27 protein-coding genes and 2 pseudogenes are annotated in these 20,012 nt (G+C 39.8%); 13 read left to right on the forward strand and 16 right to left on the reverse strand.

The window, feature by feature from the left end:
- Positions 1-20 precede the first annotated feature (20 nt).
- The 7 genes and pseudogenes from hcp to CEQ75_RS19040 form a co-directional block, all read right to left on the reverse strand.
- The gene (hcp, locus tag CEQ75_RS14950; RefSeq protein ID WP_089611904.1) at positions 21-1,724 is read right to left on the reverse strand and encodes a hydroxylamine reductase; all 1,704 of its coding nucleotides are present in this window, start codon (positions 1,722-1,724) and stop codon (positions 21-23) included.
- Between the two features lie 187 nt (positions 1,725-1,911).
- A complete protein-coding gene (locus CEQ75_RS14955; RefSeq protein ID WP_089611905.1) occupies positions 1,912-2,577 on the reverse strand; it encodes a Crp/Fnr family transcriptional regulator in 666 nt (221 codons plus the stop codon).
- Between the two features lie 33 nt (positions 2,578-2,610).
- Positions 2,611-3,882 carry a PAS domain-containing protein gene (locus CEQ75_RS14960; protein WP_198306558.1) on the reverse strand — a complete coding sequence of 424 codons (1,272 nt, stop codon included), beginning with the start codon at positions 3,880-3,882 and terminating at the stop codon, positions 2,611-2,613.
- Positions 3,843-4,139, reverse strand: coding sequence for a hypothetical protein (locus tag CEQ75_RS18715; RefSeq protein ID WP_198306559.1), 297 nt, complete (start codon positions 4,137-4,139; stop codon positions 3,843-3,845). Before CEQ75_RS18715 ends, CEQ75_RS14960 begins: the two co-directional genes overlap by 40 nt.
- Before the next feature lie 301 nt (positions 4,140-4,440).
- A complete protein-coding gene (locus CEQ75_RS18720) occupies positions 4,441-4,959 on the reverse strand; it encodes a transposase (protein ID WP_198306560.1) in 519 nt (172 codons plus the stop codon).
- Complete coding sequence (locus CEQ75_RS18725) at positions 4,956-5,570, reverse strand: transposase (protein WP_198306561.1); 615 nt, start codon at positions 5,568-5,570, stop codon at positions 4,956-4,958. Before CEQ75_RS18725 ends, CEQ75_RS18720 begins: the two co-directional genes overlap by 4 nt.
- Before the next feature lie 130 nt (positions 5,571-5,700).
- Positions 5,701-5,898, reverse strand: a pseudogene (locus CEQ75_RS19040) (nitroreductase family protein); the annotation flags it as partial.
- A 513-nt stretch (positions 5,899-6,411) separates the two neighbouring features.
- Between CEQ75_RS19040 and CEQ75_RS14975 the strand changes: the two are divergent.
- From CEQ75_RS14975 to CEQ75_RS14995, 5 genes are all read left to right on the forward strand, one after another.
- Positions 6,412-7,212, forward strand: coding sequence for a methylenetetrahydrofolate reductase (locus CEQ75_RS14975; RefSeq protein ID WP_089611907.1), 801 nt, complete (start codon positions 6,412-6,414; stop codon positions 7,210-7,212).
- A 413-nt stretch (positions 7,213-7,625) separates the two neighbouring features.
- Positions 7,626-7,901: an AbrB/MazE/SpoVT family DNA-binding domain-containing protein gene (locus CEQ75_RS14985; RefSeq protein WP_089611908.1), complete on the forward strand. Its 276-nt coding sequence runs from the start codon at positions 7,626-7,628 to the stop codon at positions 7,899-7,901.
- A complete protein-coding gene (locus CEQ75_RS19045; protein WP_242965254.1) occupies positions 7,898-8,086 on the forward strand; it encodes a PIN domain-containing protein in 189 nt (62 codons plus the stop codon). The genes CEQ75_RS14985 and CEQ75_RS19045 overlap by 4 nt, the downstream gene beginning before the upstream one ends.
- A 38-nt stretch (positions 8,087-8,124) precedes the next feature.
- Positions 8,125-8,301 (forward strand): hypothetical protein, encoded by a 177-nt coding sequence (locus CEQ75_RS19050; RefSeq protein WP_242965255.1) that lies wholly within the window; start codon positions 8,125-8,127, stop codon positions 8,299-8,301.
- Between the two features lie 56 nt (positions 8,302-8,357).
- Positions 8,358-8,495, forward strand: coding sequence for a DUF4368 domain-containing protein (locus CEQ75_RS14995; RefSeq protein WP_089612666.1), 138 nt, complete (start codon positions 8,358-8,360; stop codon positions 8,493-8,495).
- 138 nt (positions 8,496-8,633) lie between these two features.
- Here CEQ75_RS14995 and CEQ75_RS15000 read toward each other — a convergent pair whose 3' ends face one another.
- The 5 genes and pseudogenes from CEQ75_RS15000 to CEQ75_RS19590 form a co-directional block, all read right to left on the reverse strand.
- Positions 8,634-9,518: a radical SAM protein gene (locus CEQ75_RS15000; RefSeq protein ID WP_157677491.1), complete on the reverse strand. Its 885-nt coding sequence runs from the start codon at positions 9,516-9,518 to the stop codon at positions 8,634-8,636.
- Positions 9,519-9,635: 117 nt separating this feature from the next.
- Positions 9,636-9,950, reverse strand: a complete 315-nt coding sequence (locus tag CEQ75_RS15005; RefSeq protein WP_089611910.1) for an ArsR/SmtB family transcription factor — start codon at positions 9,948-9,950, stop codon at positions 9,636-9,638.
- Positions 9,951-10,166: 216 nt separating this feature from the next.
- Complete coding sequence (locus CEQ75_RS15010; protein WP_089611911.1) at positions 10,167-11,393, reverse strand: MFS transporter; 1,227 nt, start codon at positions 11,391-11,393, stop codon at positions 10,167-10,169.
- Entirely contained in the window at positions 11,386-11,817 is a 432-nt protein-coding gene (locus tag CEQ75_RS15015) for a MarR family winged helix-turn-helix transcriptional regulator (RefSeq protein WP_089611912.1), read from the reverse strand. The genes CEQ75_RS15010 and CEQ75_RS15015 overlap by 8 nt, the downstream gene beginning before the upstream one ends.
- A 201-nt stretch (positions 11,818-12,018) precedes the next feature.
- A pseudogene (locus CEQ75_RS19590) lies at positions 12,019-12,114 on the reverse strand (hypothetical protein); the annotation flags it as partial.
- Positions 12,115-12,201: 87 nt separating this feature from the next.
- On the opposite strand from CEQ75_RS19590, the gene CEQ75_RS15025 reads away from it, so the two are divergent.
- From CEQ75_RS15025 to CEQ75_RS15050, 5 genes are all read left to right on the forward strand, one after another.
- Positions 12,202-12,462 (forward strand): MerR family transcriptional regulator, encoded by a 261-nt coding sequence (locus CEQ75_RS15025; RefSeq protein WP_089611913.1) that lies wholly within the window; start codon positions 12,202-12,204, stop codon positions 12,460-12,462.
- Between the two features lie 185 nt (positions 12,463-12,647).
- Positions 12,648-13,676 carry a hypothetical protein gene (locus CEQ75_RS15035; protein ID WP_089611915.1) on the forward strand — a complete coding sequence of 343 codons (1,029 nt, stop codon included), beginning with the start codon at positions 12,648-12,650 and terminating at the stop codon, positions 13,674-13,676.
- A gap of 271 nt (positions 13,677-13,947) precedes the next feature.
- Complete coding sequence (locus CEQ75_RS19595) at positions 13,948-14,202, forward strand: type II toxin-antitoxin system RelE/ParE family toxin (RefSeq protein ID WP_420828430.1); 255 nt, start codon at positions 13,948-13,950, stop codon at positions 14,200-14,202.
- Positions 14,203-14,352: 150 nt separating this feature from the next.
- Positions 14,353-14,709: an AbrB/MazE/SpoVT family DNA-binding domain-containing protein gene (locus CEQ75_RS15045; RefSeq protein WP_089611917.1), complete on the forward strand. Its 357-nt coding sequence runs from the start codon at positions 14,353-14,355 to the stop codon at positions 14,707-14,709.
- Positions 14,710-14,712: 3 nt separating this feature from the next.
- A complete protein-coding gene (locus CEQ75_RS15050; RefSeq protein ID WP_089611918.1) occupies positions 14,713-15,009 on the forward strand; it encodes a type II toxin-antitoxin system RelE/ParE family toxin in 297 nt (98 codons plus the stop codon).
- Positions 15,010-15,321: 312 nt separating this feature from the next.
- Here CEQ75_RS15050 and CEQ75_RS15055 read toward each other — a convergent pair whose 3' ends face one another.
- The gene (locus CEQ75_RS15055) at positions 15,322-15,606 is read right to left on the reverse strand and encodes a type II toxin-antitoxin system RelE/ParE family toxin (protein WP_089611919.1); all 285 of its coding nucleotides are present in this window, start codon (positions 15,604-15,606) and stop codon (positions 15,322-15,324) included.
- On the reverse strand, positions 15,606-15,842 hold the full coding sequence (locus CEQ75_RS15060) for a hypothetical protein (protein WP_198306562.1): 237 nt from the start codon (positions 15,840-15,842) through the stop codon (positions 15,606-15,608). Before CEQ75_RS15060 ends, CEQ75_RS15055 begins: the two co-directional genes overlap by 1 nt.
- Positions 15,843-16,178: 336 nt before the next feature.
- Here CEQ75_RS15060 and CEQ75_RS15065 point away from each other — a divergent pair, with 336 nt between their 5' ends.
- Positions 16,179-16,814: an NAD(P)H-dependent oxidoreductase gene (locus CEQ75_RS15065; RefSeq protein WP_089611921.1), complete on the forward strand. Its 636-nt coding sequence runs from the start codon at positions 16,179-16,181 to the stop codon at positions 16,812-16,814.
- A 275-nt stretch (positions 16,815-17,089) separates the two neighbouring features.
- Here CEQ75_RS15065 and CEQ75_RS15070 read toward each other — a convergent pair whose 3' ends face one another.
- Both CEQ75_RS15070 and CEQ75_RS15075 read right to left on the reverse strand, forming a co-directional pair.
- Positions 17,090-17,851: a DUF3800 domain-containing protein gene (locus CEQ75_RS15070; protein WP_089611922.1), complete on the reverse strand. Its 762-nt coding sequence runs from the start codon at positions 17,849-17,851 to the stop codon at positions 17,090-17,092.
- A gap of 328 nt (positions 17,852-18,179) precedes the next feature.
- Positions 18,180-18,842, reverse strand: a complete 663-nt coding sequence (locus tag CEQ75_RS15075; RefSeq protein WP_089611923.1) for an HIRAN domain-containing protein — start codon at positions 18,840-18,842, stop codon at positions 18,180-18,182.
- 16 nt (positions 18,843-18,858) lie between these two features.
- Here CEQ75_RS15075 and CEQ75_RS15080 point away from each other — a divergent pair, with 16 nt between their 5' ends.
- Together CEQ75_RS15080 and CEQ75_RS15085 are read left to right on the forward strand one after the other, a co-directional pair.
- Entirely contained in the window at positions 18,859-19,230 is a 372-nt protein-coding gene (locus CEQ75_RS15080; RefSeq protein ID WP_157677493.1) for a Mu transposase C-terminal domain-containing protein, read from the forward strand.
- Positions 19,227-20,006, forward strand: coding sequence for an ExeA family protein (locus CEQ75_RS15085; RefSeq protein ID WP_089611925.1), 780 nt, complete (start codon positions 19,227-19,229; stop codon positions 20,004-20,006). The genes CEQ75_RS15080 and CEQ75_RS15085 overlap by 4 nt, the downstream gene beginning before the upstream one ends.
- Positions 20,007-20,012: the final 6 nt, after the last annotated feature.

Consider the following 20,012-nt stretch of genomic DNA (forward strand, 5'->3'; position numbering starts at 1 on the left):
AAGCATTAAATAAGGAAGCATTACTGAGCCATGAAGAGAGCGATATCTTCGTCAACAGAGCCGATACCGGCGATGCCGAAGTTTTCTACCAGTACCTTGGCCACATTAGGTGATAAAAAGGCCGGAAGTGTCGGTCCCAGGTGAATGTTTTTCACGCCCAGATACAGTAGAGCCAGCAAAACGATAACAGCCTTCTGCTCATACCAAGCGATATTATAAGCGATGGGTAGATCGTTTATATCTTTAAGATCGAATACCTCTTTTAGCTTCAGCGCAATCAGGGCCAGGGAGTAAGAGTCGTTGCACTGTCCCGCATCCAATACTCTGGGAATGCCGCCAATATCACCCAAATCCAGCTTATTATATTTATATTTGGCGCAACCTGCAGTCAGAATGATGGTATCCTGGGGCAACTTTTTGGCAAAATCAGTGTAGTAGTCTCTGCTCTTCATTCTGCCATCGCAGCCTGCCATCACGAAGAACCTCTTTACGGCACCGGATTTCACTGCATCTACCACTTTGTCTGCCAAAGCAAAAACCTGTTCATGGGCAAAACCACCGACGATGGATCCCGTTTCGATTTCCTTAGGTGCTTTTAGAGTTTTGGCCAGCTTGATGATTTCGGAAAAATCCTTTTTGCCCTGGACATCTGCTTCAATATGCTGGCAGCCGGGAAAGCCGGAAGCACCGGTGGTGAAGATTCTGGCTTTTAATTCCTCACTTTTCGGCGGAACGATGCAGTTGGTGGTAAAGAGAATCGGCCCGTGGAAGGACTCAAACTCCGTTGCCTGTTTCCACCAAGCGTTGCCGTAGTTACCTACCAGATGATCGTACTTTTTGAAGGCCGGATAGTAGTGGGCAGGAAGCATCTCGCTATGGGTGTAGACATCCACCCCGGTACCTTTGGTCTGCTTCAAAAGCTGTTCCAGATCCGTCAGATCATGGCCGGAAACCAGAATAGCCGGATTCTTTCTTACACCTATATTCACCTGGGTGATTTCTGGATTGCCGTATTTGGAAGTATTGGCTTCATCCAGCAAAGCCATCACGCTCACACCGTGTTCACCTGTTTTTAGGGTCAAGGCCACCAGATCATCAGCAGAGAGGCTGTCATCGAGGGTGGCAGCCAAAGCCTGGTAGGTAAAGGCATAGAGTTCATCCTTTTCTTTGCCCAGGTTTACCGCATGATGGGCATAAGCCGCCAGACCTTTCAAGCCGTAAGTGATTAGTTCTCTCAAAGAGCGTACATCTTCGTTTTCAGTGGCAAGTACGCCTACTGTGCCTGATTTTTTCAGCATATCCTCTCTGGTATTAACCTCAAAAGTAGCGGCATCATGAAGTTTATACACCACAGCCGGATCAGGAGCTTCGCTTTTGCCGCCGAAAATTCTTTGGAAAAATCCGCTCTTTGGGGTCTCCACAAAGAGTCTGCCTCTCAGATCATTTCTCATGGCAATCATTTTCTTGATTTCTTTTTCAATGGCATTTTCATCAAAATTGGCATTGGTTATCGTCATAAACAAGCTGTTAAATACTTGCTGATTTACCTGTCTGAAATCCCTTACATCCAAATTTCCTTTAACAACGATTTCCGCAACACCTTTGAGGGTGTAAATTAAAATATCCTGAAGATTGGCCACCTGTTCGTTTTTCCCGCACACGCCCTTCACTTTGCAGCCGGTTCCCTTTGCGGCTTCCTGACATTGATAACAGAACATACTCATTGATCTTCCTCCCCAAATTTTTTAATTTTTTATCATAGCAGCTTAATTTATTGCTGCACACAGGTTCTCTCTGACAATTTGGATTATATTCGATTTCGTGAAAGTGGTATGTTGCCTAGGCAACGTATTTGCCGCAAATATGGAAAAGGGGATTTCGCCAGAAAAAGAGCTGCTGCTTTTTTTTAGTTTACTTTCCTAAAAGCCTGAAGGTATTTCTATCGTAATCGATCAGGCCGTCCTTCTTCATCCGTGATAATTCCCGGGACAAAGCACTTCGTTCCGCACCCAGGTATTCCGCCATTTCTAGTCTACTCATAGGGATGGTAAAATAAAGCCTGTTGTTTCGCTGTGCCTGCAAGGAAAGATAAAGCAGGATCTTTTCTCTCAGGGTTTTCATCGAAGTTAATTCTATCTTCTCCATCAGTTGAATATTCTTCTGGGCAATCATGATCACAACATTGTCAATCAAACGGTGATGAAAGGTACAGGCTTTGGCGCAGGAATGGAGGATCCGGTCAAAAGAAAGAAAAAGAATCGTGCAGTCTGCAGCTGCCTGAAAGGAAACGGTGCTGTTATAATATCCGCTGCAGACAAAAGTTTCCCCAAAAATGCTCTTTTCCGGCATTACCGTCAAAATAGTTCTGTTACCCCAGACATCTTCCTTCAGCATTTGCACCATGCCCTGCAAAACAACACCGATGGCATGGATATTTTCCCCGGAGCGAGTGATATAATTGCCTTTAGCATAGGATTTTGTCGTGGGTGTAAGGCAGATAAGAAGATCCTTCGCATCATTGGGGTTTATATTTTGAAATAACGGTGTATCAAACAGTTGGTCCAGGTATGCTTTCATCCTTCACCTTCCTTTCTCCCTCCGTTGCACACTTCATTCAACACCATCTGATATCGATGCATCATAGTTGTCAATAATATTTTTGACGGCATCATTCATATATAGAATTTCTCCACTTTTTCCATATACAGTTAAACCATCAGGTACTGCGTCGACGATAGCATTCCATTCGGCTGACTTTTGCTCAGCTAGGTGCAGCGCATTTGTTAATTCTTCTTTCGCTTGATTCAGTTTATCAACTAATTCTAAGGCATTATTTTCACTTTTCTTAAGAGCTTTTTCTGCCTCTCTTAGGGGAGTTATATCCATTGCAACAACCACATAGTTGATAATATTTACTTCCTTATCACGTAGAGCTTCGGTTGAAGCGACTTGGGTCCCCCTCGTGCCGTCAAACCGTTCAAAATCCAAGACCACACCAATCAGTGCTTCCTTCGGTTGGAATGGTTTAAATACTACCGGTTCGTCGGTGCCGGGCAGGAATAATTTATGTGAAGTGTATTCTTCAAGGCTACCGAACAAGGGAGAACTGCCCCTATACATATTTACCGTTTCTTGATTCACCATAACCACTTTTCCCGTATGATCCGAAACCCAAATACCGGCAGGTATTAAATCCATTATGGCTTGAAGCCAATCAGCTCTTTCTTCTGCGATTTTCATATAATGATCTTTTTCTATCTCGGTTTTTTTGCGATCGGTGATGTCGGAGAACATAGCAATCGAACCATCAAATTTGCCGTTTTTATCAAATAACGGTGTTGAGGAGAGGATACACCACAGAGAGCTTCCATCTTTCTTAATGAATCTGTAGTCTATTACTTGCTTGTTTTCTTCCATATGATCAGCCAGTCTCTCATTAGCCGCGGCTTGAAATTCCGGGGCCATAAATGCCTGGGGAGACCGGCCCATCAATTCATCAAAGGAGTAGCCGAGCATCTGCTGAAGTCTTTCGTTTACCAGTATGGTTTGATCGTTGCCGTTTATTACCCAGATACCTTCTTGTGATGTTTCAAAAATAGTGCGATATTTTGCTTCACTCTCCCGCAGCGCATCCTCCATGTGCTTACGCTCGGTAATATCAAATGTGACTCCATAGACCTTGACCGCTTGCCCCTTCTCATTATAAACGATCTTCCCCCGGTGCTTCGCCCAGATATATCCGCTGTCCACGGTCTTTATGCGGTATTCCAGATCAAACCTGGCGGCTCCGATTTCTATGTAATAAGGAATAGAGTTGCCCCCTGTTGTATCGTCGGGATGGATCAGTGTATGCGTATATGCCAGACGTTCTTCCTCGGGCACAAGGTCGAGACCGATGCACTTGGCCCGAAAAGTACGGAGATAAAGTGCGCCAAGAGCACACGCACAAGGTCGAGATCGATGCACTTGGCCCACTTTTCCGAGCACATTATCGTGCCCGCCACAGGGTCTACGATCCAGCTGCCTTCTGTAAAACTGTCAATCAGCTCAAGCGTCTCCTTTTCCTTCCGCTTTAGTTCGTCCGAATAGCGCTGAAATTCTTCTTCCGCCTTCTTTTGCACAGTGATGTCACTCGCCATACCGAACCATTCTTTTATCTCCCCTTTTTCGTCAAATGTAGGCACCGCACAGGAATGAGTCCATCCAATGCTGCCGTCGTCCTTAAGGACAGGATGTTCAAGGTCAAAGGTCTTTTTTTCATTAATGCATTCATGATTCCACTGCTGAAAGCAGTAAAACCTAACTTTCTAACCACATTATTGGTAGTAAATTAAGGATAACGTTCTTTAAAAATCCCATATGCGCGATATAAAAAGGTAATATTTAAGTTTACAATGCATATTTATTCACCTTTTCCATCAAGTTCTTTATTTTTCTTTGTTAAATAGCGACAGGTATCCCTTGGTTTGGTTTGAGTGATTCTTTTACTTTTTTGCGGATATCTCCGTTAAAGAATATAGTTAACTGGCGAAAATTATGGGCGATTAACTTTTTTCCTACAACTAGATGGCCTTTTATGATACCCCTTACACTAAGTTTATCCATTTCTTGTGCTCTTTTTAATGTTGAGTTTGTTCCTTCAATAGCGGCTCTTTTACTTGTGGCTTCTTTTCGTTCTTCTTTAGCTTCAAGCTTTAAGCGAGTTTCTTCGGCAACTAAGGCCTTTTGGGTTACCCGTACGACAGTATCTTTTTTCTGGAATTTGACTCGGCAATTTTCTTTAAGGGGGCATTCATTACAAATTTCACGGTTGAAATGGGCACTCAGTGTTTTGCTTTTTTCATTAAATTCCGATCTGATGGACTCTTGACCTGCAGGACAACGAAGAATATTTTCTTTATTCTCAATCTCAAAATCATTGTAAGGAAGTTTATCGCTGGTTTTTTTGCGGCCAGTCATATCTGTGTAATGGATTTCAATCCCTTGGGTCTTTGCATCTTCAACGATATCGGAACCTTTATTCCATTGACTAGAACATCGTAAGCCAGTGAGATACGGCCAGCTAGTTTTATATTGGACATAATTTGGGTGGAATCCATACGTGCTTCATCGGTATCAAGTCCGGCAACTTTAATAAAATGATCTGTAAGTTTTTCAAACTGAGTAAAAATAAGGTCTGCTTCTTCCGGATGTTCAAGAGAATAATTGTAAAGCCTGGCTCTAAACTCATATAGAGTTCGGGATGCAAAGTAGCGTTCCTCTAAGGTTCTAAGGCCTAAAGCATATGAGATTTGAAAGTTATAGGCGTATTCTTCAAGAAGAACTTCATCTGTATATCCACGAATTTCTTTGATTAGATCCAGACCCATTAAAATATTTACAGGGAAGTTGGGACGTCCGTTATCACTACAGTATAACGGAGAAAACAAGCTTTCATCTATTTTGCAAAAAACATGTTCATAAAAGAATGCTGGCCAGGACTTTTCAAGTTTTTTAGCAAGTCGTGAATCCATAGTAAAAAGATTATTAAATAAGTTTTGTTGTAAATGTTCATTGTTTTCTCTAAACATCTGCTAACACCCCAAATAATTTATTTATCTCTTTGTTTCTTCTATTTTCTAATCATTACTTGTTTATTCGATATGAAGAGATTAATTTCCTCCTGGAAATGAGGATTTTATTGGGGTTTTCGCAGTGGAATCATATTATAGGTTTTTTTCTTTTAGATGAAGGCAAAGCGAATTTCATATAACCTATGCTCAAGGTACTAACAAGCTCATATTCTTCAGAAATGCCATGTTTTATCTTAAATTCCTTAGTATTTAAAATTGGTTCTGCAAAGCCGATCCAACAAGTTCCTATTCCCATGCTATGAGCAGCTAACATGATATTACCTGCTGCAAGGCTGCATTAATAAACATGCCAATGCGATTCTGCATTACCATAAATAACCAAAACAGTATTTGCATGATTAAAAACATGAAACTTAGGGTTCGTTAACCAGCTTTCGAATTGACGAAAATATGGATCATTCCTGCTAATTTTACTATTGCTTTCTAACTGAAGTAAGCTTACACTGGTCATAAAATAGTTTCTCCTTTGTTTGTGATTTGTTTATCGACTTCATTTTAACAAAATTAGAACTCTTTTTCTATTTATTGAGCTTCACTTTTTAGGTGAAAGCAATAAAATCGCGAAACACTTTAACTAAGCAGTACAAGGTACTATTTGATGAGCCCTTATGAATAATTAAGGTTCATCTATATAGTTCATCAAAAAACTAAATAAGTTCACACGAAAGCAGATAATCTATACCCTATTTTCATTCTCCTTTTGTGCCGCAAGTCATGATGGTTGATAAGTTGGTGTCAGGCACGCAACTTCATTTATTTTTAAAGGACGGTAAGATAAATGAGAAATCATATAAAAAATAAGATATACCTTGTTGAAACACTTCCCCCAAAACAAGATACCGAAAGGCTGGAAGATGATCTTCAACTTTTTGCTAAAAAATTCAATAAAGTTATGAAAAGTGGTTATTGTGCTTGTATTGGAGATAACCCTATGGGAAATCTTTATTTTAAAGGCATAGAAATTATAGAAGAGTTAAAACTTGATATAAATCCTGAACAGGTAATAATTCACCTTAATACATTCCATACCAAAGAAGACTTACACAGCATCCTTGATAGATGCGAATCCAAAGGAATCAAATATCTGTTAGTTTTGAGTGGTGATGGTTCAGAACGTCTGCCAAAGCTTCAACCTTCAGAATTGGGAATTGAAGGAATGGCAGAGTTAGTTACCTCTGTTGAATTATTAAAATATATAAAAGAAAAATATCAAGATACTTTTATTCTAGGTGTAGCTTTTAATCCATATAAACCGAAAGAACCTGAGTTTAATAAACTACAAAAAAAGATAGACGCTGGTGCATCATTTATTATAACTCAGCCAATTATTGAGAGAAACGCTGTCGTTGATGAAGTATTAGAAAAATATTTGGATGTACCCCTTATTGTAGAAGCATGGATGAGTAAAAATCTTCGCCTGCTCTCTGACATAGTTGGATATGAGGTCGTAGAAAATACGCAATTCAACCCTATCGAAACACTAAAAATGCTCCATACATTTTACCCTAAATGTGGCTTTTATTTATCATTTCTAGGATTTAAGTCACAATATCATCTAATAGAAAATATATGGATCTAATTTTCCCTAAATTCACTGAAACAGTTCCGCTGTTGGGAGCCACCTTTGAAAGTATTACAATTATCCTGAGGATATTACCGTAATACTTTAAGAGAGACATCCCTATGTCGTCATCTCCTCATCAACCCAGTCTTCCTCGACATACACCCTCCCGTTCCGACCTTGGACTTTTCAGTTAGGCCCGGCCTTATACAACTTACATCTCAAAGGACCATAGCAGAAGGTCTCAAACCCGTACTTCTTCCGGCCTCTCGGGTTCCAATTGGGCTGCTTTTCCGATGCCAATAATAAGTTGGTGTAAGGCACCGGCTCGTACTCGATTTCGCCCGCCCTATTTCACCTTCAAATTAGTTGATAAATATTCATTATTAGCATATAATATTAGTAAAGTAGGGAAAGTAGGGGGCAGGATTATGGAATTAGCAAAAGTAATGTCTAAAGGGCAAGTAACAATTCCAATTAATATCAGAAAAAAACTCAACCTTAAAGAAGGTGATAAGGTAGTATTTATTGAGAAGGATGGAAACATCATTGTGGTAAATTCAGCTATGTTGGCTCTTCAAAAGATTCAATCTTCTTTTGAGGGTGAAGCAGAAAGATTAGGTCTAGGAACAGAAGATGACGTTGTAGACTTAGTAAAAGAAATTAGAAGAGAAGCACATCAAGAAAAGCAGGGAAATAACATATGAGGATAATGCTGGATACAAATGTTTTAATTTCTGCTTTCATATTTAAAAGCAGTGCTATGAATAAGGTTATTGAAACTATTTTACTTGAGCATAGACTTGTTTTATCTTCATTTGTAGTCGATGAGTTGAAACGGGTTGTTTTGAAAAAGTTTCCAGGAAAATTGGGCGCGCTTGATGATTTTTAACTGTATTACCCTATGAGTTAGTTTATACTCCTGAAGTTATGAAAGAAAATTTGTTTAAGATTAGGGATAAAATGGATTATCCCGTGCTAAACACAGCAATAATTGAAGATGTGGATATCTTAGTTACTGGAGATAAGGATTTTTCAGATGTCGAGATTGAAAAACCTGAGATATTGACTCCAAGTGAATTTGCTGAAAAATATATTATACAATAACAATAATGGAGTACCCACAATAAAAGTGCAATCCAAAATCATAAGCGGTTGAAAAAATCTATGTTTATAAGGCAGAGCGCATTAACGGCAGACGAGTACAGCGTATCAAAATAGTTTATAACTGTATTGGCGAATTTGACCCATCGGTTTCTACATCCACCACTGAACAAGAAAAATATCGGCATAGCCGGTAAATATATACCAAACTATGCCGATATTTTTCCGGGATTAAAAATCCCTAAGACGCACCCTCTAATCGGGGCTAACAAGCTCATATTCTTCAGGAACGCCATGTTTTTTCTTAAATTCCATACTCAAACGCCCCTTTCCCTTTAGACTGACCTCATTGCATGTCTTCTTGCATTGAAATACGCTTCGTCTTCCGCGCTAAATGTAGAAATTGCCTTATCGAACTTTTTCAGCACTTTATCTTTATCCTCCGGGAAATGTGCCGTAAATGCGAGTACATCCGTAGAGGTAGCAGAAAACACCCCAATTGGGTTCTTCATATCCTGAATCAGCCTGCGAAATTCCTTTAACCGCTCCAACTCGGTCTCTTCTTTGAAAGTACCGTCCAGCATTTCCTGATGGAGCTTTGTACCCGGAAGAATTGCAACTGTTGTCAGGAACATGTAATACGGATGCAGCTGATTCAGAACCGCCGCCGTCCTTCTTGCACTCTCTTCGCCGTTTCCGGCACCTGCAAGTCCTCCGAGATAGATGATGCGGTAGGGCATCCCAGCTTCTTCCAACTTCTTACACTCCCTCAGAATGTCCTCTGCTGTGTATCCCTTCTTCACATGGGAAAGAACGTCGTCATCCGCACTTTCAATTCCAAGAACGATATTATCGTATCCTGCCTCGTGGAGAATATGGATTTCCTCCGCGCTTTTATGATACAGGTCATTCACCCGTGCATAGGTTCCAATCCTTGCTTCCGGCAGGTATTCTTTTGTCAGATCAGCAAACCGTTTCAACTTATCCACAGAAAGCGCAAACGGATTACCGCCCGTCGCCCATACCTTCGTCGTATGGGGATAAACCGCTGCCGCCTCCTGCAAATCTTCTTCAATCTGCTTCCAGTCAGCTACCCGAAACGGATACCCGTCATAGAAATTACAGAACGTGCAACTGTTGTGTGTGCAGCCTACAGTGAGTTCAATAAACAGGTCGTTTGCGTCCGTCTGAGGACGGACGATGGGACTATTGTAATGCATGATCATTTCCTCCGTTTATTCATTTATTCAACTACTTATCTCGTTTTGTCGATATGATATGCCCGAGAAAAAGCAGATTTCTCTGCCTTTCTTCCTCCGAAAAATTATCAACCGCTTCTACAATTCGTGCGCCACATAATCTGCAGTCCGCTGAATTGTTTCCTCGTTCCGGCGATAATATGTCCATTTGCCTCTGCGCTCAGCAATCAGGAGTCCTGCTCTCTGCATGATATCCAAATAATGTGAAATGGTAGACTGTGATACATTTGCTTTTTTCTGTATGCTGTCCACACATACCCCAATGTCCCAGTCAGTCCTTTCATCCACCTGATATTCCTGCCGGGTGAAATAGTTTTCGGGTTCTTTCAACCATTTCAAAATATTAAGTCTCGTTTCATTGCCTAACGCCTTGCAAATTTCTAAAATATCCATGCTTCTATTATATCTACAATTATAGATATGTCAATATGTAACTTTGATTTTTCCTACTAAATATTTAACCTGACCGCTTGACTATCAAACCGTCTTTAATGACTATTCTGGGATCAAAGTAAAAAATATCATAGACTTTCTGCTTGAGTAGTAATAATTTAGCCCCTTAATCGGGGCTTTTTATCTGTATATGCTTTATATCAAGCTAAAATCCTGCTATATCGTCAGCTCTTTAACCTCAGCTCGATTAGCTCGATTAACTTGCAGTTCTAGTCTCCCAGCTTTTCTGCCATACAGGGAAAAATATAAGAACAGGCAGGCAAAAACGATGACCGCAATTGCCATATACAAACCCCTATAACCTATGAACGGGATAAACAATCCCATGATATAAGGACCGATACCCAATCCTCCATCCAAAAAGATAAACCAGGTCGAAGTTGCTAATCCAATTCGGTCCTTCGGCGAAACTTTCACGGAGATGGCCTGACCGCTTGAAGTTAATGTTCCATATCCTAGACCGACCAAGGCCCCGGCTGTTAAAAGGGCAAAGCCTTGATGAACTTGGCTTAATATCGCTAACGCAATCGCAAACAATAAAAATGATGGATACATGACACTATTTTCCCCTTTTAGATCAAACCGGCGGCCGGTAAGGGGTCTTGAAATGAGAATGAATACTGCATACACGATAAAGAAGAAACTGCCGGCACTTTCTAAGTTAATCTCCTGCATATAGGGAGTGAGGAAAGTAAGGATACTTGAATAGCAAAAACCAATGAAAAAGCCAATCATTGAAATTGGAAAAGCCTTGGCTTCAATGAAATTGTGAAGAGAAAATCCTTTCCTTTTTTCAAGTTGTTCCGGTGTTATTTCTACATTGGGGACCTTTATAAAAAAGGACGTCATTAAACCGATTACTAATAAAATAATACATAGTATGTAATTCATCGTATAACCGGCATGCTGAATAAAAAACATTCCTAAGAAAGGCCCCATCGCAGCCGCAAGAGTTACACTCAGCGCGTAATAGCCTGTTCCTTCGCCGCGCCGCTCATTTGGAATAATCCTTGCAACAATTGTACCTGTTGCGGTCGATGTTATACCAAAGGTAATTCCATTCAATAAACGGTTGAACAAAAGTAAAGTCATATTGTTAACTATAAAATAAAAGCATGTCGTGATGATAAAGAGAATAAAACCGGAATAAAGCATCTTCTTCCACCCCACCCGATCAATCGACCTACCGGAAAAAAGACGGGCGATCAGTGCTCCAAGGACGAATATGCCGGAAGCAATGCCAGCCTCACTTGGTGTTGCTGCAAATTTTTTCGTTGCAATAACAGTAATCGATACCATCAATAAGTAAAAGGTAAAGTAAAGAAAAAAGTTGGCTATTGAGATAATTAAAAAATCCTTTGTCCATAATTTAGGGTTATTCATGATTGACTCCTTTTAGGTTTTGAATGTTTTTCCGTAGTTTAGGGAGAGCCTCAAAGACAGCAATTTGTTCGGATTCCGGAATACCCTCCATGACTTCAGCCTCCAGATTCGTTATCTTTTCCCGACAATTTTGATAAAGGCTTTCTCCGTACTCCGTCAATTGAATTATTTTTTCGCGCCGATCTTTACCCGGTAAAACATTTATGATGAGTTTCTCCTCTAGACATTGGACTCTCCTTGTTATCGTTGGATTTTCTACGTTATAGTGGGCAGAAATTTCAACAAGTGTGGATGGCCCATTATTTTTAACATAAAGAATAACCTGCCATAGCGAGTAGGACAACTCATATTCGCCCAGTAACTCGTTTAACTTACTGATCAGCGGTCGATACAATAAAAAATAACGTTGAAAGAATCCTTGCATTTTCTTTCCTCTCCTCTAAAGAAAATTGGCTTATGCCCAGCATAGCGAAAGGCATCCGCCTTCACGGACCATGTCCAACGGAAGCCCCAGTTATACTTTTATAAAAATTAGTTACCCAAGGTAACCATTTAAATACTTTTTTATTCTACTCTTTTTAATCGATTTGTCAACAAATTCGAGATAAAAAAACTGGCGGGATATTCTATTATCCTTTGGAAAACAAGATCCGCCATAGCCGATACCGGCATTTAAGAACTTGCTGCCAATATGCTGATCAAAGCCCCCCTTTGGAAAAATTTCCTTGACAGGGGATCATATATTCGGTAAAATCAAGTTATGGAACATATGTTCTGAGAGAAGAAAGGAAGGACAGGGATCAATAATATGGAAAAAACGGACAAGTCAATGAATGAAACAATTAAAGAAACGACGAATCAAATGATGGATCAAACCATGATTATGGGGGAGCGATTAATTAATACCAAAACTGCTTGCAAAATACTGGGTGTCAGCTCCAGAACTCTGCGCCGCTGGTGCAAAGATGGTTTTCTCCCTTATTTCAACACTGTAGGAGGGCACAAAAGGTTCTCTTTAAAAGAAATCAAGAAATTTTTGGCTAATAATCATGTTAATTCTGACACCTAAAAGAAGACTACCGCTGTCGGTAGTTTTTTTTATCCTCATTTGTCCCTCTTGTCCTCTTTTTCCGGAGATGTCCTGATATGCCCATCTGGAAAATCATACCTCCCAGAATTATAATGAACAAAACGAACAAACATTCATATTTATGATAAAAATACAACTTAACGTTTATGAGGAGGAAAAGTAACATGGCCCGTTCTCGCAATATTAAACCAGGATTTTTTGTTAATGACCAGTTGGCAGAGATAGCACCTTTGGGGCGTATTCTTTTTGCCGGCCTTTGGACCATTGCCGATCGGGAAGGCCGTCTGGAAGATCGGCCCAAAAGAATCAAAGCTGAGCTTTTGCCCTATGATGATTGTGATGTGGATGGATTGCTGGAGGATCTGTTCCAACATGACTTGATCCAAAGATATCAGGTGGGGGGAAAGGCTTATATCTGGGTGATTAATTTCAAGAAGCATCAAAATCCCCACAAAAACGAAGTGGAGAGCAGTATTCCTGCGCCGACGGAAAAATCGGGAAATATCGCGATAAGTCCTGAAAAGGCGGAAACCACTCCGGCTGATTCCTTTAAATTGATTCCTGATTCCCCTATCCTGATGCCGGATTCCTTTAACCCTATTTCTGATTCCCTTAACCTGAACTCCGATACTCCTCGAGAAATAGAGGCAGCGGCAGCGGCGGCGATGGAAGAAATGGAAATAACGGAAACAACTGTGATTACAGCAAGGTCAGAGGGGGCACCAGCGACAGAATTGGCAGCAACGAAAAAAGGGGCAGAAAAGAGAGAAACAGCAGAACTGGCTGATATGGCTGATGTTGCTGATGTTGCTGATGTTGCTGATGTTGCTGATGTGGCTAAAGTGTCAGGTGTGGCCAAGATTGCAGAAACGACTGCAGCTGCAGCAGTAATGGCAGCAAGGGAATTTAGGCGCCCTTTACGTCCCTTGGAGCTGGACCAAATCCGGTCATGGGTGGAAAGCTACGGGCGGTTGGTCTACCTTGCCCGCTGGGATTCTCATCCCCATATTTCACAACCGATCACATGCGCTCTGTCAGACACCACCCGGAGCCGCCCATTGATAATAGAATCCTTCTCTTTACATGCAATTCCGATAATACAACTTATGTTGGCTATCTTGGATGCCAATAAGTTGATAAGTTGGTGTCGGGCACCGGCTATTGATCTTTTACAGATGGCCTTGCAACCGTGAAAATGGCTCTAATTTCATGTAAAAGTGGTTAAGTTTTAGCGATAAGGTAGAGCTATTAAAGAGTGAAATATTCAGATGGCTCCCACCATCAACTCAATGGCTCTATATTACGGATTGTGTAGCTCTATTTCAGGAGATTTGGTGGCTCCTCCAACACGTAATATTCAATCGAAGACGCTAACCGGGGACACTTGACGGCCAGACAATACCAAAACCCTTAAGGCAAGGGCCATTACAAAATGGCCCCCTGCCATCCGGCAACATTGACCGAATTGCAGATTACCACTTACTTGCAGCCGGATCGGTATCAGCAGAGAAAATTACTTATAGGTTGCTTGATTCCATAGTAAAGCTTGGTGAGTATCTTTTACTTGGCACTGAGCATTCGGACCCTGTTCTGCAAGAGAAAGGATATCGCAAGCTGGTATGCGGTGAATACATTTGTGTATACCGACTAATTGACGACACGATCTATGTTTATAGGATAGTCCATGGCACAACCGATTATCCGAAGTTGTTTCGCTAGTTGAAACTGCTATTGACAATTAATAAAAAAATAAAGTATGATACTATATGATACATTAGTAAGGAAACCAAGTTTCCTTACTAATGTATCATTTTAATAAAAGGAGCATATAATATTTTATTAGATAGAAAAAGAGAGGATAAAAATCCTATGGAAAAGCGTCGTATTCACATATCATCAAAACGGCAAATCACCATTCCTGCTAAATTCTTTGAAGCTTTAGGCCTTTCAGACGAAGTAAATTGCATCTATTCAAATAATATGTTGATTCTCACACCCGTAAAAAATGAAGATTCAGCATTTGCAGAAGAGATATTATCAGACCTTATAGATCAGGGTTATAGTGGTCAGAAATTATTAAATGAATTTAAACGCATTAACCGCCAGATACGTCCAGCCATAGAAAAGGTTATCGAACAAGCTGACGCATTGGCAAGGGAAGTCTCTGTTAACTATGTAGACCGTACTGATGAAATTTTCGGCTTAGATAGTGAAACGGAGGACTAGAAAATGCTTCCTGTAATTTATACACCTGTAGCTGAAAAGTACTTTAAGAAGCTAAAAGATAACGGCTTAAAAAGAGCCTTTCAGGAAGCAATAACTAGCATACGTAAAAATCCATATGTTGGACAAGCAAAAACTGGTGACTTAAATGGATTATTTAGCATGGATATTTATTATAATCGCACCAACTACGAACTGGCCTATCGAGTTTCCGCATTAGAAAATGGTGATATTGTGGTTATTATCATGGCTGGCACTAGAGAAATTTTCTATAAGGAACTTAAGCGTTACTTAAACTTCTAAAAAATGCAGCTGTTTCGCTTCCCAGTACATCAGTTATTGAACTTGGCTTTTTTTAGTCTCGTTTCATCGGCAGCATAGTCCATGGTGGAGCGGCTACAGCCTCTTCCCCCACCTCTTTAGTAGAATTAATACCACTATTTGCATGCCGACATAGCCCAGGACCATTAGACTGATTTCTTTCTTTCCAGCTAACAGCAGGTTGTCAACAACCCCGTCCCTCCGACAATCCCTCCGACAATCTATGCAACACTGTTGTTACCAGGCAGTGCTTAAGGTTTAAGTACTGGTGGTAGGCTAGACCTTTCCATGCATCTATTTATTTTCACCCGGGAATAACACCCCAATAATAACGATATCATTATCAAACTGTTTATAATAAATCTTAAACTTATTAACAACAATCCTTGATACACCTTTATATCTTCCGAATTCTTCTGTGTAAGTCTTGCCGATAATAGGATTTTTTAAAAAATCTTCAGTTTCTATGATAATCTGAGAAATAAAATTCAATGTTTCCTCTGGAGTAAATCTTTCACTCCTAAATTCAATAATTTTTCCCCTAACAACAGGAGTCCATATAACATTACGATAATCCATCACATAAAATCCTTTTCCGAAAGTGTTTTTAAAAGGTCGGAGGTCGTAATTCCAAGTCCTTTCTTGTATTGTTCTTCACCGTTTTTAAACATATGCTCAAGCGTTGGATTTACCTCGACATCGGCTTTTATTGATTGCACATTTTCTTCTTGCAAAACAAGAGTAAACTTACCTTTACCTGGTATTGTAAACTGAAAAACCGAATTTTCACTATCCATATTAAAAATGTATTTCATGAGTTCCTCCGAAGATAGAATCTTACCCATTAAAGTCACCGCCAATTAAATAGTTTTCTGTTCACATCATATCATACGAATTAACTTTTATAAAGTGATTACACTAGCCTTAGACAAACTTCTTTTCATTTAATGTGGCAAATAAAATGTCCTAACACTATCTTTAACACGTACGGGAACCCATAACGATCTATTTTAAATTTAAATTAGACTCATCATATTCTTGAAGATCATTTTCTGAGAGAAGGAACGATATGTAGGATGTCAATAAGTTGATAAGTAGGTGTCAGGCACGGATCCCTACGGATCCCTAAATGGAGGGCATATGGTGCTTTTATGAAAATTGCTTTAATAAATGCAAGCCCAAAGCGCGGGAATAGCGCAAGCAAAATCATTTTGCAGACGCTGGAAAAGCGCTTGACCGATGTTGAAATCACATTGGATGTTGAGATCACATGTTATGATAGTGCGTCCGGAGATGCGTCGGCATTGCTTCACGCCATGAGCGGGTGCAACGCCCTCGTGTTTGCCTTTCCTTTGTATGTGGATGGCATTCCCGCCAACCTGCTGCGCCAGCTGGAGCAAATTTGCCCATCTATTGCGCAGGCTGCCCCGCAGGCAAAGGTATATACGCTTGTGAATAACGGGTTTTATGACGGCTGCCAAAATACCTTGGCTTTAGAGATGATGCAGCATTTTACACAGGAAGCCAACTTGACATGGGGGCAGGGCATCGGGATCGGTGCCGGAAGTATGGTGCAAGGTATTCCAATCGGTTCAGGACCGTTCACCCGACTGGGGAAAACACTAGATGCACTGGCAGAAACCATTTTGCAAAGACGCTCATTTGAGAACATTACCCTTGACCCCAACCTTCCTCGCTTCTTATATAAGCAGATCGCTAATATGAGCTGGCGGCCGCAGGCTAAGAAAAACGGGCTAAAGAGAAGCGAGTTATATAAGCGGCATTAACCCCCATCCCTACCAAAGATAATTATGTTTCCTTAGTTGAGAAAGAGGTAAAATAAACGTAAAAATAAGATTGCTAGTAAAAATGATAACTTTTTTATCATTTTTGAATGATTTTCACTTATTTTTACGAATATTTATCATTGAAAATAGTGAATAATAATATTAAACTTAAATAAAGTTGAAATGTACAGTATGGTCAGCCTGCGGGAGTGGGCAGAGGTGCAGTGGTAAATCCTTGGAACCAAGGTACCTGTGACACAAACGACCATACTGTTTTATTTTTTTATTCTTTTCACATCGTCACAGATCTGGTCAATTATAATAACGGCATGAGATGTTTCGTAATCACCCGAAATATATTCCCGCGATATACTGCCTGCTATTGCATCAGCTATTTGAAGACCTTTTTCCTTTTGCGAATCATTAAATCCTATATTTAAACGGGGCATCTGAAGTATTTCTTTTATATTGTTTATATACCGGTTCATATACCGATCAACTTTTTCAACTCTATCGACCGCAATTACGCAATCATTCACTGTTACATTACAATGTTTTAATAATTCCGCAATAGTTTCTGCATAAAGTTCTTTATGTTTTCCATTGTAATTTTCACGAATAATAGCCCAGAATTTAATCTGATCCCCGAACTTGGCAAGGCCAAATTTCTGGCACACTCTCAAAGCAGCCTCCCTCATGCTGATTTTTGAGGTGAAATACAGTGCTATTCCATAAAGATATACATTCACAGGGTATTTTCTGTTTGGTAGTTTAATGGATGGCCAAAGGACAACTTCTTTCTTATCAGGAAACTTAAGCATAGGGCAAGTAAGTTGTTTCTCCTGACTATTAATGACAAATTTATAACTCAGATTTTTTCGCCTGAGCAGTGAACAGCTTTTAAGCTCATCCAAAATTTCTTGTTCTAAATTGCAGTAAAAATTGTTGCTGTATATATTGATTTTCGTATCAATTAATGTTATTATCATTTTGTTTTTGGGAATCTTGAAGGGTTGAATGCTGGTAACATATAACATTAAAACCTTCAAGACTTTTTCTATATTTTAGTGGTTATTTTTGTGGTAATAAATTCCCTTAGCACGCTAAAAAAAGCATACCATAGATTTGGTATACTTTTCTCATATCACTGGTGACGTTTTTGGTAAGCTTAATTTGTAGCGTATCCATCTTTTAGCCTCGTTTCATCGGCTGTAAAGTCCACGGTGCAAGTGGCTATAGCCCTATCCCCTACCTCTTTGGTAGGATCAATATCACTAATGGTACGTCGACATAGCCCAGGACTGTTAGACTGATTTATTTCTTTCCAGCTAACAACAGATTGTCAACACCCCCCCTGACAATCCCTTAACTTATTTTTTCAATTCCACCGGTGTCAACAGTATCAGCGTTAACTACTAATTCTACTTTCAAACATTCACGACACTGATGTTCTTTATTTACTTCTAATACGGTACAATTATAACTGGTCCCATGTTTAAGGAGATTAGTCATGCTCTTACTGTAGTACCTTGGTAAAAAGCCCACATGGTCCCCCTTTGTATCCATAATTTTAATTGCATATTTATCAAACTCATTTTCAGGCTCCAGTTCAAATTTTAATTTATCCCCAGCGTCCAAATTAAATGTCTTATCACAATCTTCCCCATCACAACCAAAATAATGTCTCACACCTTCAATATAAAAGATTCTATTAATTGTAATGTCATACTCTTCAAATATCGGGTCAATAAATTCCAGGGTATCAATTGGTAATCTGGCACCACTTCTTTTTAATAATTTAAACTCATCATATTCTTGAAGATCATATTTTGAGAGAATCTTTTCAATACCCCTTCGTTTTCTATCTGGCAATCTACTGGAGAATATAGGAAATAAAGTATTAATTTTGTATACTTTATTAATATTCTCGAAAGGTATTAATAATTCAAACCCATCTTTAATGGCCTCCGCTACCTCGTGTCCATAAGAGAACTCAAATTGACTGTTCTTAGATAATTCACCAACAATAGGAAATTCCTATCAATTGAAGCATCCACCTGTCGATACCCTTCAAGAAGCCTTTCTTTGGAAAGACGAAAGAACAGTCTCTCTTACAGGTATTATCTCAGTGGATACAAATCAATATGAAGTGGAACCTTTTCTTTGTGGTAAAAAAGTTACCCTCCGTTACGATCCCTATGACTTTTCATGCGGAATTAGGGTTTTCTATGATGGCCGACAATTTAAGGATGCCGTACCTGCTAAAATTCACCGTCATAGCAAGAAAGGGTTTCAAAAAGAGCTTTCTTCTACACCTCCTGTTACTGGATTGAATTTTCTGGAACAGCTGGCCGAAACTAAACTAACTAAGAAACAAGCCCTTTCTTTTTCCGGGTTGGAAGGTGATTTAAAATGATGGCTCAACTTTCTTTTTTACGGGAAATCCCCACGGAAGGTTTACTTTCTCTCCCACAGCACAGGGAAGCTCTTGCCCGTCTTAAATACATAATTGCATCGAAAGGTTTTGGTGTTATGACCGGGTCCCCAGGTATGGGAAAATCCTCAATTTTACGCACTCTTGATGCTTCCCTGGATAAATCACGGTTTCTTTTTTGCTATATCAATGATGCAGATTTAAAACCAAAAAACCTGTATAGCAAAATTCTTTATTATTTATCCGTACAGCCATCAACCTATCTGGATCGGATGAAAAAACAGTTTCGTGATGCCGTAGTTAATTTATATGATACTCATGACCGCCTACCCATCATCGTTATTGATAACGCTCAAGATTTACCTATCCAGACTATTAAGGAGATACGTTACCTACTAAACTTTGAAATTGATGCCAAAAGTTTACTGTCCCTTATCCTCGTGGGCCACCCTGAATTAAGGGATACTTTAAAACTTCGTTCCTTTGAGGCAGTTTCCCAGTGTATTACCGCTCACTACCGTCTCTCACCTTTGGATGAGAAACAAACATACGAATATATTTCGCATCATCTCAATCTTTCTCAACTTAAGATGCTATTTCCTGAGGATGTTGTTAACCGTATCCATCAGTTTACTTCCGGGATTCCCAGGGTCATTAATCAGATTTGTCGACACTGTCTCATTGATATGGATTCCAATCAACTGGAATTGGCAGATCACCAAGTATTAGAACGGGTTCTTTCTGAGTTCCAGTATTAATGGAGG

This window comes from Dehalobacterium formicoaceticum, assembly GCF_002224645.1.
In the GTDB taxonomy this organism is placed as follows: Bacteria; Bacillota; Dehalobacteriia; order Dehalobacteriales; family Dehalobacteriaceae; genus Dehalobacterium; species Dehalobacterium formicoaceticum.

Coding starts and splice junctions, on each gene's coding strand:
- hcp (WP_089611904.1), bottom strand. CDS start 1,724: ATGAGTATGTTCTGTTATCAATGTCAGGAAGCCGCAAAGGGAACCGGC.
- CEQ75_RS14955 (WP_089611905.1), bottom strand. CDS start 2,577: ATGAAAGCATACCTGGACCAACTGTTTGATACACCGTTATTTCAAAAT.
- CEQ75_RS18715 (WP_198306559.1), bottom strand. CDS start 4,139: ATGGCGAGTGACATCACTGTGCAAAAGAAGGCGGAAGAAGAATTTCAG.
- CEQ75_RS18720 (WP_198306560.1), bottom strand. CDS start 4,959: ATGACTGGCCGCAAAAAAACCAGCGATAAACTTCCTTACAATGATTTT.
- CEQ75_RS18725 (WP_198306561.1), bottom strand. CDS start 5,570: ATGTTTAGAGAAAACAATGAACATTTACAACAAAACTTATTTAATAAT.
- CEQ75_RS14975 (WP_089611907.1), top strand. CDS start 6,412: ATGAGAAATCATATAAAAAATAAGATATACCTTGTTGAAACACTTCCC.
- CEQ75_RS14985 (WP_089611908.1), top strand. CDS start 7,626: ATGGAATTAGCAAAAGTAATGTCTAAAGGGCAAGTAACAATTCCAATT.
- CEQ75_RS19045 (WP_242965254.1), top strand. CDS start 7,898: ATGAGGATAATGCTGGATACAAATGTTTTAATTTCTGCTTTCATATTT.
- CEQ75_RS19050 (WP_242965255.1), top strand. CDS start 8,125: ATGAAAGAAAATTTGTTTAAGATTAGGGATAAAATGGATTATCCCGTG.
- CEQ75_RS15000 (WP_157677491.1), bottom strand. CDS start 9,518: ATGCATTACAATAGTCCCATCGTCCGTCCTCAGACGGACGCAAACGAC.
- CEQ75_RS15005 (WP_089611910.1), bottom strand. CDS start 9,950: ATGGATATTTTAGAAATTTGCAAGGCGTTAGGCAATGAAACGAGACTT.
- CEQ75_RS15010 (WP_089611911.1), bottom strand. CDS start 11,393: ATGAATAACCCTAAATTATGGACAAAGGATTTTTTAATTATCTCAATA.
- CEQ75_RS15015 (WP_089611912.1), bottom strand. CDS start 11,817: ATGCAAGGATTCTTTCAACGTTATTTTTTATTGTATCGACCGCTGATC.
- CEQ75_RS15025 (WP_089611913.1), top strand. CDS start 12,202: ATGGAAAAAACGGACAAGTCAATGAATGAAACAATTAAAGAAACGACG.
- CEQ75_RS15035 (WP_089611915.1), top strand. CDS start 12,648: ATGGCCCGTTCTCGCAATATTAAACCAGGATTTTTTGTTAATGACCAG.
- CEQ75_RS15045 (WP_089611917.1), top strand. CDS start 14,353: ATGGAAAAGCGTCGTATTCACATATCATCAAAACGGCAAATCACCATT.
- CEQ75_RS15050 (WP_089611918.1), top strand. CDS start 14,713: ATGCTTCCTGTAATTTATACACCTGTAGCTGAAAAGTACTTTAAGAAG.
- CEQ75_RS15055 (WP_089611919.1), bottom strand. CDS start 15,606: ATGGATTATCGTAATGTTATATGGACTCCTGTTGTTAGGGGAAAAATT.
- CEQ75_RS15060 (WP_198306562.1), bottom strand. CDS start 15,842: ATGAAATACATTTTTAATATGGATAGTGAAAATTCGGTTTTTCAGTTT.
- CEQ75_RS15065 (WP_089611921.1), top strand. CDS start 16,179: ATGAAAATTGCTTTAATAAATGCAAGCCCAAAGCGCGGGAATAGCGCA.
- CEQ75_RS15070 (WP_089611922.1), bottom strand. CDS start 17,851: ATGTTATATGTTACCAGCATTCAACCCTTCAAGATTCCCAAAAACAAA.
- CEQ75_RS15085 (WP_089611925.1), top strand. CDS start 19,227: ATGATGGCTCAACTTTCTTTTTTACGGGAAATCCCCACGGAAGGTTTA.